Annotated in this window: 15 protein-coding genes and 1 tRNA gene; 13 read left to right on the top strand and 3 right to left on the bottom strand. The window is 67.7% G+C overall.

Annotated features, from left to right (window positions below; genetic code table 11):
* Positions 1 to 25 precede the first annotated feature (25 nt).
* Genes yidD through rpmH form a run of 3 tightly spaced genes read right to left on the bottom strand, consistent with a single transcriptional unit; the run spans position 26 to position 728 of the window.
* Positions 26 to 238: a membrane protein insertion efficiency factor YidD gene (gene yidD / locus JAO74_RS09395; protein WP_199037281.1), complete on the bottom strand. Its 213-nt coding sequence runs from the start codon at positions 236 to 238 to the stop codon at positions 26 to 28.
* The gene (gene rnpA, locus JAO74_RS09390) at positions 235 to 588 is read right to left on the bottom strand and encodes a ribonuclease P protein component (RefSeq protein WP_199037279.1); all 354 of its coding nucleotides are present in this window, start codon (positions 586 to 588) and stop codon (positions 235 to 237) included. Before rnpA ends, yidD begins: the two co-directional genes overlap by 4 nt.
* 5 nt (positions 589 to 593) lie before the next feature.
* Positions 594 to 728 (bottom strand): 50S ribosomal protein L34, encoded by a 135-nt coding sequence (rpmH, locus tag JAO74_RS09385; RefSeq protein WP_017978410.1) that lies wholly within the window; start codon positions 726 to 728, stop codon positions 594 to 596.
* 192 nt (positions 729 to 920) lie between these two features.
* Here rpmH and JAO74_RS09380 point away from each other — a divergent pair, with 192 nt between their 5' ends.
* The 13 genes from JAO74_RS09380 to JAO74_RS09320 all read left to right on the top strand — a co-directional run bounded on the left by JAO74_RS09380 (position 921) and on the right by JAO74_RS09320 (position 14,443).
* Positions 921 to 2,429, top strand: a complete 1,509-nt coding sequence (locus JAO74_RS09380) for a YifB family Mg chelatase-like AAA ATPase (RefSeq protein ID WP_199037277.1) — start codon at positions 921 to 923, stop codon at positions 2,427 to 2,429.
* 128 nt (positions 2,430 to 2,557) lie between these two features.
* Positions 2,558 to 2,824 carry a DUF3253 domain-containing protein gene (locus JAO74_RS09375; protein WP_199037275.1) on the top strand — a complete coding sequence of 89 codons (267 nt, stop codon included), beginning with the start codon at positions 2,558 to 2,560 and terminating at the stop codon, positions 2,822 to 2,824.
* Between the two features lie 114 nt (positions 2,825 to 2,938).
* Positions 2,939 to 3,022: transfer RNA gene (locus tag JAO74_RS09370), tRNA-Leu, on the top strand.
* 217 nt (positions 3,023 to 3,239) lie between these two features.
* Positions 3,240 to 3,728, top strand: coding sequence for a hypothetical protein (locus tag JAO74_RS09365; RefSeq protein WP_199037273.1), 489 nt, complete (start codon positions 3,240 to 3,242; stop codon positions 3,726 to 3,728).
* A gap of 1 nt (position 3,729) precedes the next feature.
* Positions 3,730 to 4,917, top strand: coding sequence for a 4-hydroxybenzoate 3-monooxygenase (gene pobA, locus JAO74_RS09360; RefSeq protein WP_199037271.1), 1,188 nt, complete (start codon positions 3,730 to 3,732; stop codon positions 4,915 to 4,917).
* 13 nt (positions 4,918 to 4,930) lie between these two features.
* Positions 4,931 to 5,641, top strand: coding sequence for a CoA transferase subunit A (locus JAO74_RS09355; RefSeq protein WP_199037269.1), 711 nt, complete (start codon positions 4,931 to 4,933; stop codon positions 5,639 to 5,641).
* Positions 5,641 to 6,279, top strand: a complete 639-nt coding sequence (locus JAO74_RS09350; protein WP_199037411.1) for a 3-oxoacid CoA-transferase subunit B — start codon at positions 5,641 to 5,643, stop codon at positions 6,277 to 6,279. Before JAO74_RS09355 ends, JAO74_RS09350 begins: the two co-directional genes overlap by 1 nt.
* Positions 6,276 to 6,992, top strand: a complete 717-nt coding sequence (gene pcaH, locus JAO74_RS09345; protein WP_199037267.1) for a protocatechuate 3,4-dioxygenase subunit beta — start codon at positions 6,276 to 6,278, stop codon at positions 6,990 to 6,992. The genes JAO74_RS09350 and pcaH overlap by 4 nt, the downstream gene beginning before the upstream one ends.
* The gene (pcaG, locus tag JAO74_RS09340) at positions 6,982 to 7,674 is read left to right on the top strand and encodes a protocatechuate 3,4-dioxygenase subunit alpha (RefSeq protein ID WP_199037265.1); all 693 of its coding nucleotides are present in this window, start codon (positions 6,982 to 6,984) and stop codon (positions 7,672 to 7,674) included. The genes pcaH and pcaG overlap by 11 nt, the downstream gene beginning before the upstream one ends.
* Positions 7,671 to 8,804, top strand: coding sequence for a lyase family protein (locus JAO74_RS09335; protein ID WP_199037263.1), 1,134 nt, complete (start codon positions 7,671 to 7,673; stop codon positions 8,802 to 8,804). Before pcaG ends, JAO74_RS09335 begins: the two co-directional genes overlap by 4 nt.
* On the top strand, positions 8,804 to 9,985 hold the full coding sequence (gene pcaDC, locus JAO74_RS09330) for a bifunctional 3-oxoadipate enol-lactonase/4-carboxymuconolactone decarboxylase PcaDC (protein ID WP_199037261.1): 1,182 nt from the start codon (positions 8,804 to 8,806) through the stop codon (positions 9,983 to 9,985). The genes JAO74_RS09335 and pcaDC overlap by 1 nt, the downstream gene beginning before the upstream one ends.
* A complete protein-coding gene (gene pcaF / locus JAO74_RS09325; RefSeq protein ID WP_199037259.1) occupies positions 9,982 to 11,184 on the top strand; it encodes a 3-oxoadipyl-CoA thiolase in 1,203 nt (400 codons plus the stop codon). The genes pcaDC and pcaF overlap by 4 nt, the downstream gene beginning before the upstream one ends.
* 232 nt (positions 11,185 to 11,416) lie before the next feature.
* Complete coding sequence (locus JAO74_RS09320; protein ID WP_233150828.1) at positions 11,417 to 14,443, top strand: TonB-dependent receptor; 3,027 nt, start codon at positions 11,417 to 11,419, stop codon at positions 14,441 to 14,443.
* Positions 14,444 to 14,461: the final 18 nt, after the last annotated feature.

Genomic DNA, 14,461 nt, shown 5'->3' with positions numbered 1-14,461 from the left:
CCCGTTTGGGCGTGATAGTAGTGGGTCAGGGGACCGGGTCCGGCCCGAACCCACCCCAGGGATGACAGCGCGCGATCCGCTTCAGCGCGAGCCAGCCCCCCTTCATCGCGCCATAGCGGCGAAGGGCGGTGATTGCATAGGCCGAACAGCTGGGATCATAGCGGCACGTCGGCGGCAGGATGGCCGAGGGGCCGATCTGCCAGCCACGGGCCAGCAGGATCAGGAGCCGGGCAATCAAGGCGCAGGCGACCGATGGGCCGTCGCCGCGTTGCCCGGTGCCGCCTTGCGCAATGCTTTCGTCAGTTCGGTCCGCAGCAGCGCGAAATCGCGTTCGATGCCGCCATTGCGACCGATCAGCACGTGGTCGGCACCGGCCGTGCCGCCAGCAGGCAGCAGCTCGCGCGCGAGCATCCGCAGCCGGCGTTTCATCCGGTTGCGGACCACGGCGTTGCCGATTTTCTTGGTGACGGTGAAGCCGACGCGCATCGCGGCGTCACCGTCGTTGCGGGGGTGCACCAGCAGGACGAATCCCGGCATCGGTGCACGCTTGCCCGCATTGGCCGCCAGGAAATCCCGGCGGCGCGACATCACGATCAGGCCGACAGCTTCTTGCGGCCGCGGGCGCGACGGGCGCGGATTACCGCACGGCCGCCGACGGTCGCCATCCGCGAACGGAAGCCATGGCGGCGTGCCCGCACCAGGTTGCTCGGCTGGAAGGTGCGCTTCATCGTTCATTCCTCGAAGATCGTCGTGTAATAAAAACGGCCGCCCGGAGGACGGCCTTGCGGGGCGGCGCATACGCGGGACGGGCGTTCAAGTCAACGCGTCGCGGCCACGGCCTGCGCCACACCTTCCCTTGCTCTTACCCCCATTTGCACATGGCCGAAAGCGGTTATTAGGGCCGAACCGGGGGAATGTGAATGGCGGCGATCGTATCGACAGTGGCGTATCTGGGGCTGGAGGCGCGCGCGGTCGAGGTGCAGGTGCAACTCATCCCCGGCCTGCCGGCATTCAACGTGGTGGGTCTGGGCGACAAGGCGGTGGGCGAGAGCCGCGAGCGGGTGCGCGGCGCAATCGCGGCGATGGGGCTGGCGATGCCGCCCAAGCGGATCGTGGTGAACCTGTCGCCGGCCGACCTGCCCAAGGAGGGATCGCATTTCGACCTGCCGATCGCGCTTGCCTTGCTGGGGGCGATGGGTGTGGTCGATGTCGAGACGCTGGCCGGTTATGTCGTCGTCGGCGAGCTGGCGCTGGACGGGCGGGTGGCGTCGTCGCCGGGCGTCCTGCTGGCGGCGCTGCACGCGGCGGAGACGGGCAAGGGCCTGATCTGTCCGGGCGCGCAGGGGGCGGAGGCGGCGTGGGCCGGATCGGTCGAGGTGGTCGCCGGCCCCGACCTGTTGTCGCTTATCAACCACTTCAAGGGCCATGGCCTGCTGGCGATGCCGCAGCCGGGCGAGGTGGAGGAGGTTTCGCACGGCCCCGACCTGCGACAGGTGAAGGGGCAGGAAACGGCGAAGCGCGCGCTGGAGATCGCGGCGGCGGGCGGTCATAACCTGCTGCTCTGTGGTCCGCCGGGGGCGGGCAAGTCGCTGATGGCGGCGTGCCTGCCGGGTATCCTGCCGCCGCTCGATCCGGCGGAGGCGCTGGAGGTGTCGATGGTGCAGTCGGTCGCCGGCACGCTGACCAACGGCCGGCTGACGCGGACGCGGCCGTTCCGCAGCCCGCATCATTCGGCGTCGATGGCGGCGCTGACCGGCGGCGGGTTGAAGGTGAAGCCGGGCGAGGTGAGTCTGGCGCATCTGGGCGTGCTGTTCCTCGACGAGTTACCCGAATTCGGGCGGGCGGTGCTCGATTCGCTGCGCCAGCCGCTGGAGACGGGAACGGTCAGCGTGGCGCGGGCCAACGCGCATGTGACGTTTCCCGCGCGCGTGCAGTTGATCGCGGCGATGAACCCGTGCCGGTGCGGGCATCTGGGCGATCCCGGCCTCGCCTGCGCGCGGGCGCCGCGCTGTGCGGCGGATTATCAGGCGAAGGTGTCGGGGCCGTTGCTCGACCGGATAGACTTGCATGTCGATGTCGCGGCGGTGACGGCGGCGGAACTGGTGCTGCCGCCACCGGTCGAGGGATCGACAGAGGTCGCGGCACGGGTCGCGGCGGCGCGGGCGGTGCAGACGGCGCGGTATCGCGACCATCCGGTGCGCACCAATGCCGAGGCGGACGGGCCGCTGCTGGATGCGGTGGCGACGCCGGATCAGGCGGGGCGCACACTGCTGGCACAGGCGGCGGAGGCGATGCGGCTGACGGCGCGCGGCTATACCCGCATCCTGCGCGTGGCGCGGACGATCGCCGATCTGGCCGGTGCCGGGGAAGTGGGCCGCATCCATATCGCCGAGGCGCTGAGTTATCGGCGGCAACCGCCGCGTAATTGATGGCGAAGGTTGGGCGATCGATCTGGCGAGGGGCGGGGGTGGCCAATCCGGCCGCACTCGTCGCTCCGATCCGCGCGGCGGGGAACGATTACGTGACGAACTGACCGAGGAAACAGAAGGCCGGGGATATGGATGCTCGAAGTCTGACATTGGCCCTGCTCGCCGCCCGTGCGCCGGGGGCGACGATCTGTCCCAGCGAAGTCGCTCGCGCACTCGCTACGGCCAGCGAGGCCGGGACGACGGCGACGGATTGGCGGGATGCGATGCCCATCGTCCACGCGGCGGTCGACAGACTGGTTGCCGAAGGACTGGTCCGGCTGAGCTGGAAGGGTGACGCACTCGACACGCGGGCTGGGCCGTATCGGATCGGTCGAGGTTCCAGCACACCGAAATAGGGCGACACGACCCAGCGGGTCGAACCCCCAAAATCCGATTTGAAAACTCGGGGCGACTTGCATATAGGCTTGCCGCTCATTGATCGGTGGCCAGCAAGGGGCGCCGACCGGTGTGCGGGCGTGGTGAAATGGTAGACGCGCCGGACTCAAAATCCGGTTCCGCAAGGATTGTCGGTTCGAGTCCGACCGCCCGCACCAATATCTCGATCGACGTGGCGAACGTCCGGTCTCATATGACATCGATATGGCTGTCGGCCGCTCTGGATTGAGAGCGGGGCAGTTTGCCCATGCCGTACCGATTACGGGCATAGTGTTATCCTATCGATCCATTGCATCTTAGTATTTTACACGAATGCCAAAGCGGAGGCACATCTGCACCGGACAGTCGCTGAGAACTGCCGGTGAGGAGTGATCGATGGAGGCGCACCGCTATTTGTCCGATGCGCATCGTCGGTATCTTCGCATCGAGATGACGGTGGCTGCGGCGATCAGCGCGGTGTTGAGCATCGTCTTCGTCCTGCTGGTATTCGGCGCGCCCGCGTTCGTGCCGATGCGCGGATGGAATGGGCTGATCGTCGATGCCGCCCCGCAAAGTCTGATGATCGCGCTGATGAGCAGTCTGGTGCCGACGTGGCTGACGCGCCGGCGACGGACGGCTGGTGCGATCGCGCCTTTGTCGGCCGGTCGATCATGGCCGCGGCCGGCGCTGGTCCGCAGCCTGTGCATCGCGGTGCCGGTCGCGGTGGTGGCGGTATTGGCGCACGCGATCCTGTTACCGCTGACGGGGGAGCGCTGGTCGTTCGTCGCGGTGTTGTCGTTCAAGGCGATCTATGGCGCGTTGCTGGGTGCCGTGGTGGCGCGGGTCGCGGTGACGGCGGCGTTGGCCGACCCGGTGGATGCGTAACATGGCAACGCGCACGCAAGTCGCCATCGTCGGCGCCGGCCCGGCGGGCATGTTCCTGGCGCACCTGTTGCACGCGGCGGGCATCGATGCGGTGGTGATCGAGCGGCGCGACCGGGATTATGTCGAGGGCCGGGTGCGGGCCGGGGTGCTGGAACAGGTGACGGTCGATCTGATGCACCGGCTGGGTATCGCCGACCGGCTGGTGCGCGAGGGGCTGGTGCATGGCGGCACGCGGCTGTCGCTGGACGGCGATCTGTTCCGCATCGACATGGCGGCGCTGACCGGTGGGGCGACCGTGACGGTCTATGGCCAGCAGGAGGTGATGCGCGACCTGTTCGATGCGGCGGATGCGCGTGGCCTGTCGATCCGGTGGAACGTGGACGATGTCGCGCTGCACGATCTGGACAGCGCGCGGCCCTCGGTCAGCTGGCGCGAGGACGGTATGGAGCGACGGCTGGACTGCGACATCGTCGTGGGCTGCGACGGCTATCACGGGATCAGCCGCGCGGCGATCCCGGCGACGGTGCTGCGGACGTTCGAGCGGGTGTATCCGTTCGGCTGGCTCGGTATCCTCGCCGATGTGCCGCCGGTCGAGCATGAGCTGATCTATGCCAATCACGAACGCGGTTTCGCGCTGGCGTCGATGCGATCGGCGACGCGCAGCCGCTATTATGTGCAGTGCGGGCTGGACGAGAAGATCGTCGACTGGTCCGACGAGCGGTTCTGGGACGAACTGTGCCTGCGTCTGGGGCCGGACGTCGGCGGGCGGGTGACGCGGGGGCCGTCGTTCGAAAAGACGATCGCGCCGCTGCGGTCCTTCGTGGCGGAGCCGATGCGGTGGGGGCGGCTGTTCCTGGCCGGCGACGCCGCACACATCGTGCCGCCGACCGGCGCGAAGGGCATGAACCTGGCGGTGTCGGACGTGACGATGCTGGGCGAGGCGCTGGTCGAGTATTTCGACGAGCGATCGACGGCGGGGATCGACGGTTATTCGGCAAGGGCGCTGGCGCGGGTGTGGAAGGCGGAGCGATTTTCGTGGTGGTTCACGTCTATCACGCATCGTTTTCCCGACATGGACGGTTTTTCACGACGGCTGCAAATGGCCGAGCTGGATTACATCCGGGGGTCGGAGGCCGCCCAGCGGACGCTGGCGGAGAATTACGTCGGCCTTCCCCTGACGCCGGCATGAAGGAGCGGGCAGCATGAAGAACAAGGTCTATGACAGCCCCGCCGCCGCGCTGGACGGCCTGTTGTTCGACGGCATGACGATCATGTCGGGCGGCTTCGGCCTGTCGGGCAATCCCGAAAGCCTGATCCCGGAGATACGCGCGATCGGGGTGGGCGGGCTGACCGTGATTTCCAACAATGCCGGCGCGGACGGGTTCGGATTGTGGATGCTGCTGGAAAGTCGGCAGATCGCCAAGATGATCGCGTCCTACGTCGGGGAGAACAAGCTGTTCGAGCAGCAATATCTGAACGGCGAACTGGCGCTGGAACTGACGCCGCAGGGGACGCTGGCCGAACGCATCCGGGCGGGCGGCGCGGGTATTCCGGCCTTCTATACGAAGACCGGGGTCGGCACCGTCGTGGCGGAGGGCAAGCCGGTCGAGACGTTCGATGGCGAGGAGTATGTCCGCGAGACGTGGCTGCGCGCCGACCTGTCGATCGTGAAGGCGTGGCGGGCCGATCCGGCCGGCAACCTGATGTTCCGCAAGACCGCGCGCAACTTCAACCCGAACATGGCGACGGCGGGCAAGGTGACGGTGGCGGAGGTGGAAGAGATCGTGCCGGCGGGCAGCTTCGATCCCGACTGCATCCATACGCCGGGCATCTATGTCGACCGCATCGTGCTCTCGACCATTAACGAGAAGCGGATCGAGAAGCTGACCGTGCGCAGCCGGGAGAATGCATGATGGGCTGGACGCGCGAACAGATGGCGGCGCGCGCCGCGCGGGAATTGCGGGACGGATTCTACGTCAATCTGGGCATCGGCATTCCGACGCTGGTGGCCAATTACATTCCCCCCGGCATCGACGTGACGTTGCAGTCGGAGAACGGGATGCTGGGCATGGGGCCGTTCCCCTTCGAGGGAGAGGCCGACCCGGACCTCATCAATGCCGGCAAGCAGACGATCACAGCGCTGCCGACTTCCAGCTTCTTCTCGAGCGCGGACAGCTTCGCGATGATCCGCGGCGGGCATATCGACCTGACGATCCTGGGCGCGATGGAGGTGTCGGCGGCGGGCGACATCGCCAACTGGACCATCCCCGGTAAGATGGTGAAGGGCATGGGCGGCGCGATGGATCTGGTCGCGGGCGTGAAGCGGGTCGTCGTCGTGATGGACCATGTCAGCAAGCATGGCGAACCCAAGATACTGCCCGAATGCACGCTGCCGCTGACGGGCAAGGGATGCGTCGACCTGATCGTCACCGATCTGGCGGTGATCGCGTGCGACAGGCCCGGCCTGCGCGTCGTGGAGCTGGCGCCGGGCGTCACGCTGGACGAATTGCGGGCGAAGACCGGCGCGCCGCTGGCGGAGATGGCGGCATGAGCGCGGTCATACCCTATGCGCGCGAGGATGCGGGCGCGCCGCCATCGCTGGTCGCCGATTATCGATCGACGGTGCCGCGATCCCCGCGCGAGCCGCTGGTACGCATCCCGGCGACCCTGACGGAGACGACGGGGCCCACGGGATGCTGGGACCGGTTGATGGGGCCGGCGATGGCGGACCTGACGACGCAGCACCGGGCGCCGCCGCTCGGCCAGCGGATCATCGTCACCGGCCGCGTCCTCGACGAACGGGGGCTGCCGGTGCCCGATACGGTGATGGAGATATGGCAGGCGAATGCCGCCGGGCGGTACGTGCATGTAAAGGATCAATGGGACGCGCCGCTCGACCCGAACTTCACCGGCGCGGGACGGGTCGTCACCGATGGCGAGGGGCGGTATCGCTTCGTCACGGTGCGGCCGGGCGCCTATCCCTGGGGCAATCATCGCAATGCGTGGCGGCCGGCGCATATCCATCTGTCGCTGCTCGGCCCCGCCTTTGCGACGCGGCTGGTGACGCAACTCTATTTCCCCGACGACCCGCTGATCGAGATCGACCCGATCGCCAATGCGGTGCCGATGCCGTATCGCCAGCGGCTGGTCAGCCGGTTCGACATGAGCGTCACAGAGCCGAACCGGGCGCTCGGCTATCGCTTCGACGTGGTGCTGAAGGGGCGCGAGCAGACGCCGTTCGAGGAGGATGCGCATGACCATTGACGTCGCCGATCGTATCCCCGCCGAACGCCTCGACAACCAGCATTCCGATATATTCGGACAGACGCCGTCACAGACGGTCGGGCCGTTCTTTCATTATGGCCTGCCGTGGAAGGGCGGCGCGGATCTGGTCGGCCGGTCCGACATGGGTGCGCGGGCGGAACTGTTCGGCGAGGAGCATTATGTCCTCAACCTGTCGGCACCGACCGGCACGCCGCTGGGCAAGGTGATCGAGGTGGCGGGCCGGGTGATCGACGGCAATGGCGATCCGGTGCCCGATGCGATGATCGAACTGTGGCAGGCGAATGCCGCGGGCCGTTATCGCAGCGCCGACGATCGCCGCGAGGCGGTGCCGGTCGATCCGCACTTCGTCGGTTTCGGTCGGGCGTCGACCGACAATGGCGGGGTCTGGCGGTTCCGCACGATCCGGCCGGGCCGGGTGCCGGGGCCGGACGGCGCGTGGCAGGCGCCGCATCTGGCGCTGTCGGTGTTCGGGCGGGGCCTCATCAAGCGGCTGGCGACGCGGCTGTACTTCGCGGATGGTGAGGGCAACGATACCGATCCGGTGCTGGCGGCGGTGCCGGTGGCACGGCGGGGAACGCTGATCGCGGAGGCGCGGGTCGGCGGCTGGTGGCTGGACATCGTGTTGCAGGGACCGGGCGAGACGGTGTTTTTCGACCTGTGAGCGACTGGCTGCGCCAACGCCCGGCCGCGACGCCGGCGATGCTGGAGGTGTGGAGCGACGCGGCGACCATCCGCCATGCGCTGGCGTTCGAGGCGGCGCTGGCGGAGGCGCAGGGGGCGGAGGGTCTGATCGCGGCCGATGTCGCCACGCGGATCGCGGCCGTGGCAAGGGCGCTGACGATCGATCCGGTGATGCTGGCCGAGGAGGTGGCGCTGGCGGGCACGATGGCGATCCCGCTGGTTCGTCACCTGCGCGCGGCGATGGGTGACGATGGCGGGCAGGTGCATGGGGGCGCGACCAGTCAGGATGTGGCGGACACGGTGCTGGTCCTGCAACTGCGCGATGCGGCGGCATTGCTGATCGCCGATGCCGCGCGGATCACGCGCGCGCTGAAGGTTCACGCCGTGGCCCATGCGGATCGCCCGGCGGTAGGGCGGACATTATTGCAGGACGCGTTGCCGATCGGCTTCGGCCTGCGCATCGCCCAGTGGCGGGCGGGGATCGCGGCGGCGGCGGCGCAGGTAGAGGCGGCGGCGGCCGGCCTGACGCTGCAACTGGGCGGCGCGGCCGGTACGCGGTGCGGCATGGCGGGGCGGGGCGAAGCGGTGGCCGGCCGGATGGCGGCGACACTCGGGATCGCGGCCGGACCGCCGTGGCACGCGCGTCGCACCGCGACCGCCATGGTCGCCAGCGCGGTCGGCATCCTGATCGGCGCGACGGCGAAGATGGCACGCGACATATCGCTGCTGGCGCAGAACGCGATCGGCGAGGTGCGCGAACCGGTGATCGCCGGGCGCGGCGGATCGTCGGCGATGGCGCACAAGCGCAATCCGACAGGCTGTCAGGTGACGCTCGCCGCCGCGACGCGGGCGTCGGGGCTTGTTGCGGGCGTACTCGCCGCGATGGCCGGCGAGGAGGAGCGTGGCCTGGGCGGCTGGCAGGCGGAGGGGCCGATGCTCGCCGATCTGGCGCTGATCGCGTCGGGCGCGCTGGCGGCGATGGCGGTGGTGGCCGAAGGGCTGGAGATCGACGAAGCGGCGATCGCGCGCAATCTGGCGAGCGCCGGCATCGGTGACGATATCGGCGAGAGCGTGGCGCTGGTCGCGGCGCTGCTGAAGGAGGATGGCTGATGCCCTTCGCGATGCGCGATGGCGTACGGATATACTGGAAGATGGACGGCGCGGCGGCGCGGCCGGTGCTGGTGCTGCTCAACTCGATCGGCACCGACATGGGGTTGTGGGATACGACCGTCCCGTCCCTGCTGCCGGCGTTCCGGGTCTTGCGGATCGATACGCGCGGCCACGGTGCGTCCGATGTGACGGCGGGTGACTATACGCTGTCGATGCTGGCCGCGGATGTCGTCGCGGTGATGGACGCGGCGGGGGTCGCACAGGCGGCGGTGGCGGGGGTGTCGCTTGGCGGGATGATCGCGATGCAACTCGCGCTTGACGCGCCGGACAGGGTGACGGTGCTGGCGCTGATCTGCACGTCGGCGGCGATGGACCGGGCGGCATGGGCGGACCGGATCGCCACGGTCCGCGCGGGCGGCGTGGCGGCGATCGCCGATGTGGCGATGGGCCGGTTCCTGTCGCCGCGGTTCGCGCGAACGCATGGCGACGTCGCCGATGGGTTGCGTCGGGGATTGGTGGCGACGCCGGCGGATGGCTATGCCGGCGCAGGCGCGGCGATCCGTGACATGGCGGTGATCGACCGGCTGCCGTCGCTGACGCTGCCGGTGCTGTTGGTGGCGGGCGACCGCGATACCTCGACGCCGTTCGTCGGCCATGGCGACCGGATCGCGGCGGCGATATCGGGGGCGACCGTCGTCCATCTCGATACCGCGCATCTGGCGCCGATCGAGACGCCGGCCGCGCTGGCATCGACGCTGCGACGATTTCTGGCCGACGATCCGGCAGGAGACGCGGCCGTGACGTTGTTCGCGGCGGGACTGGCCAACCGCCGCCGGGTGCTGGGCGACGAATGGGTCGATCGCAGTCTGGCGAACCGCACGCCGTTCAATGCCGATTTCCAGTCGATGATAACGCGCATCGCGTGGCACGAGATCTGGGGCCGGGCGGGGCTGGACGATCGGACCCGCCGTTTGCTGGTGGTGGCGATCACCGCCAGTCTGGGCCGTTGGGAGGAGTTCGTCCTGCATGTCAGGACCGGGCTGGCGCGCGACGGCTTCACGCGCGACGAGTTGAAGGAGGTGCTGATGCAGACCGCGATCTATGCCGGCGTGCCGGCCGCCAACACCGCCTTTGCCGAGGCTGGCCGCATCATCGCGGAACTGGATGGGATACCGGAATGACCGACGCCTTCATCTGCGATGCGATCCGTACCCCGATCGGACGGCTGGGTGGATCGCTGGCGACGATCCGCGCGGACGATCTCGCCGCGTTGCCGATCCACGCGCTGATGGAGCGCAATCCACGGGTCGACTGGCAGGCGGTGGACGACGTCATCCTCGGTTGCGCCAATCAGGCGGGCGAGGACAATCGCAACGTCGCGCGGATGGCGGCGTTGCTGGCGGGCCTGCCGGACAAGGTCGCGGGCGCGACGCTGAACCGGTTGTGCGGTTCCGGGCTGGATGCGGTCGGTTCGGCGGCGCGGGCGATCCGGTGCGGCGATGCCGACCTGATGATTGCCGGCGGGGTCGAGAGCATGACGCGGGCGCCCTATGTGCTGGGCAAGGCGCAGGGCGCGTTCGACCGGGCGCAGGCGCTGGAGGACACGACACTGGGCTGGCGTTTCGTCAACCCGGCGATGCGGGCCGCGTACGGCGTCGATTCGATGCCGGAAACCGCCGAGAACGTCGCGGCGGAATGGCGGGTAAGCCGCGAGGATCAGGATGCCTTTGCGCTTGCCAGCCAGCGCAAGACGGCGGCGGCGCAGGCCAGCGGTCGGCTGGCGGCAGAGATCGTGCCGGTGTCGGTGCCGCAGCGTAAAGGCGAGCCGATCCTCTTCGCCACCGACGAGCATCCGCGTGCGACCGATCCGGCGGCACTGGCGCGACTGAAGCCCGTCGTGCGGGCGGACGGCACGGTGACGGCGGGCAATGCGTCGGGATTAAATGATGGCGCGGCGGCGATGTTGGTCGCATCGGCGGCGGCCGCGACCCGCCATGGCCTGACGCCCCGCGCGCGGGTGATCGGCATGGCGGCGGCGGGTGTCGCGCCGCGCGTGATGGGCATCGGCCCGGTCGCGGCGGCGCGCAAGCTGCTGGCGCGGACGGGACTGGCGATGGCGGACCTGGATGTGATCGAACTGAACGAGGCGTTCGCCAGCCAGGCGATCGCCACGCTGCGCGATCTGGGCGTCGATCCCGCCGACGATCGCGTCAACCGCAACGGCGGCGCCATCGCGCTCGGCCATCCGCTCGGCATGTCGGGCGCGCGGATCACGATGAGCGCGGTCGAGGAGTTGCAGCGGACCGGCGGGCGCTATGCGATGGCCTTCATGTGCATCGGCGTGGGGCAGGGCATCGCACTGCTCATCGAGCGAGTGTGACGGTTTAGCGAATATTGCGCCATCGCCGGATAATTCGTCGTTAAATCAGCCGGCTGAGCAACATCTTTTCCTTATATGTCCCAAAATAGCGCGGTCCGTGCGTGATCGGGCATGACGTATGTCGTTTTACTGTAGCCGAATCACCCTCCTCTTGGTACTTTGTGGAAGATAATTCCACATTGTGGACGTTGCTGCTCGTAAAGAGCGGGACGAGACAGGCGAGGAGATTGAGATGTCGAAGGCTGTTGCTCTTTCGGTTTGGCGTCGTGGCGCATCGGGGGCCGTATTGGCGCTGGGGATGATGACCGCGCCGGCCATCGCCCAGACCGCGACGACACCGCCCGCCCCGCCGGCCGGCGCCGTCGAACAGGCCAACGCTCCCGTACCCGTCGGTCAGACGACATCGTCCAGCAACGACACCGGCGTGCCGGAATCGGTCGAGGGCGACGACATCATCGTCACCGGCTTCCGTGCCTCGCTGGCGAGCGCCCTGAACCAGAAGCGACTGGAGACCGCGGCGATCGACAGCATCGTGGCCGAAGACATCGGCAAATTCCCGGATTCGAACCTCGCTGAATCGATGCAGCGCATTCCCGGCGTGGCGCTGGCACGCGGTGACGGTGGCGAAGGGCGGAACATCTCGGTCCGTGGTCTCGGCGCCGGTTTCACCCGCGTCCGCATCAACGGCATGGAGGGTACGGCGCAGACCGGATCGTCCGACATCTATGGCGCCGGCAACAACGGGCGCAGTTTCGATTTCAACGTGTTCCCGACCGAAATCTTCTCGTCGCTGTCGGTACGCAAGACGCCGTCCGCCGATGTCGAGGAAGGGTCGCTGGGTGCCACCGTCGATCTGACCGCGCCCAAGCCGATGGACAACCGCGAGGACTTCGTCCTGTCGGCGACGGGACGCGGAATCTATAACGAACTGTCGAAGAAGGTCGACCCGCGCGCCTCGCTGCTGGTGTCCAAGAAATTCGGCGACAGCGGCTTCGGCATTCTGGGATCGGTCGCCTATCAGAAGCGCAACATCCGCGAGGTCGGCTATTCGGCGGTCGATATCCTGTCGGCCAATACCAATGGCGGCTTCTGTTCGCCGGTCGGTTACACGCCCGTCAATCCCGCCATCGGCGCGAAGGGATCGACCGCGGCGCTGTGCAGCACCGGCAATCCGCGTACCAGCACGACCGCCGCGTACAACACGATCCAGAACCTGCGCCGCGCCGACCTGCCCAATACGGCGGGCAGCGGCGCGTTCCTGCCGCGCCTGCCGCGTTACCTGAATTCGGAACAGGATCAGGAGCGCATCGGCGGCACCGTCACGCTGCAATTCCGGCCGGATGCCGACACCGACATCTCGCTCGACCTGCTCTATTCGCGGTTCGACGTGACCAGGCGCGACAACTACATCGCCGGCGTCTCCTTCGCCCGGTCGATCGCCAATAACGGCCAGCCGATGACGTCGGTGCGCGACATCGCCTTCGACGACAAGGGTTCGCTGGTGAACGGCACGTTCGACGGCGTCGATGTGCGATCCGAGGGGCTGGTCGACCATTTCGTGTCGAGCTTCAAGCAGGCGAACCTGAACTGGAAACACCGCTTCACCGACGCGCTGGAGATCAGCGGCCTGGTCGGCCTGAACCAGTCCGTCTGGGATGGCCGCAAGCGGTTGCAGACGTTCATGGACGTGATCGACAGCGACAATTTCACGATCGACAACCGCAACGGATCGACCCCGGCGATCGGCTTCGGCTTCGACGTGTCCGATCCCAACGCCTTCAGCTACGCGCCCAGCCTGTCCGATGGCACGGTTCTTGGCGGCTTCAGCTTTCAGGGCAAGCCGTCGCGCAACGATACCAAGAACATGACCGGCGAGGTCAATGTCGGGTGGAAGGTCGGCGAGGACCTGACGATCAAGGCCGGCGGCCAATATCGCGAGAGCGATTTCCTCAGCACGTTCCTGCGACCCTACAGCGCCGACACGGTGGTCCGTGCGTTGCCCGCCGGCACGACGCTCGCCAGCATCACGCGGCAGATCACCGGGGTCGGCGATCTCTGGGGATCGGGCGCGCCGAACAGCTGGGCGGCGATCGATCCTGACAAATGGGCGGACACGTTCGGGTTCAACTCGGTCCGTTACTGCGGGATCGAGTGCGGCGGCGGTCGCTCGCGGGTGAAGGAAGAGATCAAGAGCGCCTATGTGATGGGCACGTTCGATCTGGGCGACCGGTTCGGCGTCGGCATCCGCGGCGATGTCGGCGTCCGCTACATCAAGACGGACATGCGCGCGTCCGGCATCATCGCGGTGGCCCCGCCGGCGGGCGTGACGTCGCCGACCAATCTGGTCGGTCAGTACGCCGTCGCAAACAACGCGTATGACGACTGGCTGCCATCGACCAACTTCGTCATCGAACCCATGCAGAACCTGATCGTGCGTCTGTCCGCCGCCAAGGTGCTGGCGCGGCCGGAACTGGGGCTGCTGACGCCCACCAGCGGCGTCAATCCCGTCACGCGTGTCGGCAACGTCAACAACCCGTTCCTCGACCCGATCCGGGCGGACACGTTCGACGCGGCGATCGAATGGTATTTCCGACCGGGATCGCTGCTGTCGGCGGCGTATTTCCGCAAGAACATCAAGAGCTTCATCCAGAGCGTCAACAGCCAGATTCCGTTCAACCAGCTGGGCCTGCCCGACGCGCTGCTGGAGAATTCCAACACGCTGCCGACCGAGCTGTTCACCGTGTCGCAGCCGTTCAATACGCCGGGCGGTCCCCTGGAGGGCGTCGAGATCAATGCGCAGGTGCCGTTCACCTTCCTGCCGGGGTTCCTGAAGAACTTCGGCATGCTGGCGAACTATACCCGCGTGACATCGCAAATCCGCTATATCCTGGCGAGCGTCGGCGGGGTGCCGACGGTGACGACGACGGCCGATCTGGTCGGGCTGTCGAAGAACACCGCCTCGGGCACGATCTATTACGAGGACGACCGGTTCAGCATCCGCAGCACCGCCAACTACCGCGACCGGTTCATCCGCGGCATCCCGGCATCACCGGGCAGCGATCTTCAGGGCAATGCACCGACGCTGTATGTCGATGCCTCCGCGTCGTACAACATCACCGACCAGATCAAGCTGATCGTCGAGGCGCAGAACCTGACCGACGAGCAGAACCGGCTGTATATCGACAGCGTTCGTCAGGACACCTTGTTCGAGACGCGGATCGGGCGGACGGTGACGGTCGGCGTCAACTTCCGCCTCTGATCGAAGCGGGGAGGGGGC

Origin of the sequence: Sphingomonas mollis (assembly GCF_016427505.1) — a bacterium.
GTDB classification, from domain to species: Bacteria; Pseudomonadota; Alphaproteobacteria; order Sphingomonadales; family Sphingomonadaceae; genus Sphingomonas; species Sphingomonas mollis.
This window is presented reverse-complemented; position numbering and strand designations above follow the sequence as displayed.

What these genes read in the sequence shown, in the direction of transcription:
- JAO74_RS09375 (WP_199037275.1), top strand. Translation starts at nt 2,558, where the DNA reads ATGGATGCTCGAAGTCTGACATTGGCCCTGCTCGCCGCCCGTGCGCCG.
- JAO74_RS09380 (WP_199037277.1), top strand. Translation starts at nt 921, where the DNA reads ATGGCGGCGATCGTATCGACAGTGGCGTATCTGGGGCTGGAGGCGCGC.
- JAO74_RS09320 (WP_233150828.1), top strand. Translation starts at nt 11,417, where the DNA reads ATGTCGAAGGCTGTTGCTCTTTCGGTTTGGCGTCGTGGCGCATCGGGG.
- pobA (WP_199037271.1), top strand. Translation starts at nt 3,730, where the DNA reads ATGGCAACGCGCACGCAAGTCGCCATCGTCGGCGCCGGCCCGGCGGGC.
- JAO74_RS09350 (WP_199037411.1), top strand. Translation starts at nt 5,641, where the DNA reads ATGGGCTGGACGCGCGAACAGATGGCGGCGCGCGCCGCGCGGGAATTG.
- pcaDC (WP_199037261.1), top strand. Translation starts at nt 8,804, where the DNA reads ATGCCCTTCGCGATGCGCGATGGCGTACGGATATACTGGAAGATGGAC.
- rnpA (WP_199037279.1), bottom strand. Translation starts at nt 588, where the DNA reads ATGTCGCGCCGCCGGGATTTCCTGGCGGCCAATGCGGGCAAGCGTGCA.
- pcaG (WP_199037265.1), top strand. Translation starts at nt 6,982, where the DNA reads ATGACCATTGACGTCGCCGATCGTATCCCCGCCGAACGCCTCGACAAC.
- JAO74_RS09365 (WP_199037273.1), top strand. Translation starts at nt 3,240, where the DNA reads ATGGAGGCGCACCGCTATTTGTCCGATGCGCATCGTCGGTATCTTCGC.
- pcaF (WP_199037259.1), top strand. Translation starts at nt 9,982, where the DNA reads ATGACCGACGCCTTCATCTGCGATGCGATCCGTACCCCGATCGGACGG.
- pcaH (WP_199037267.1), top strand. Translation starts at nt 6,276, where the DNA reads ATGAGCGCGGTCATACCCTATGCGCGCGAGGATGCGGGCGCGCCGCCA.
- JAO74_RS09355 (WP_199037269.1), top strand. Translation starts at nt 4,931, where the DNA reads ATGAAGAACAAGGTCTATGACAGCCCCGCCGCCGCGCTGGACGGCCTG.
- rpmH (WP_017978410.1), bottom strand. Translation starts at nt 728, where the DNA reads ATGAAGCGCACCTTCCAGCCGAGCAACCTGGTGCGGGCACGCCGCCAT.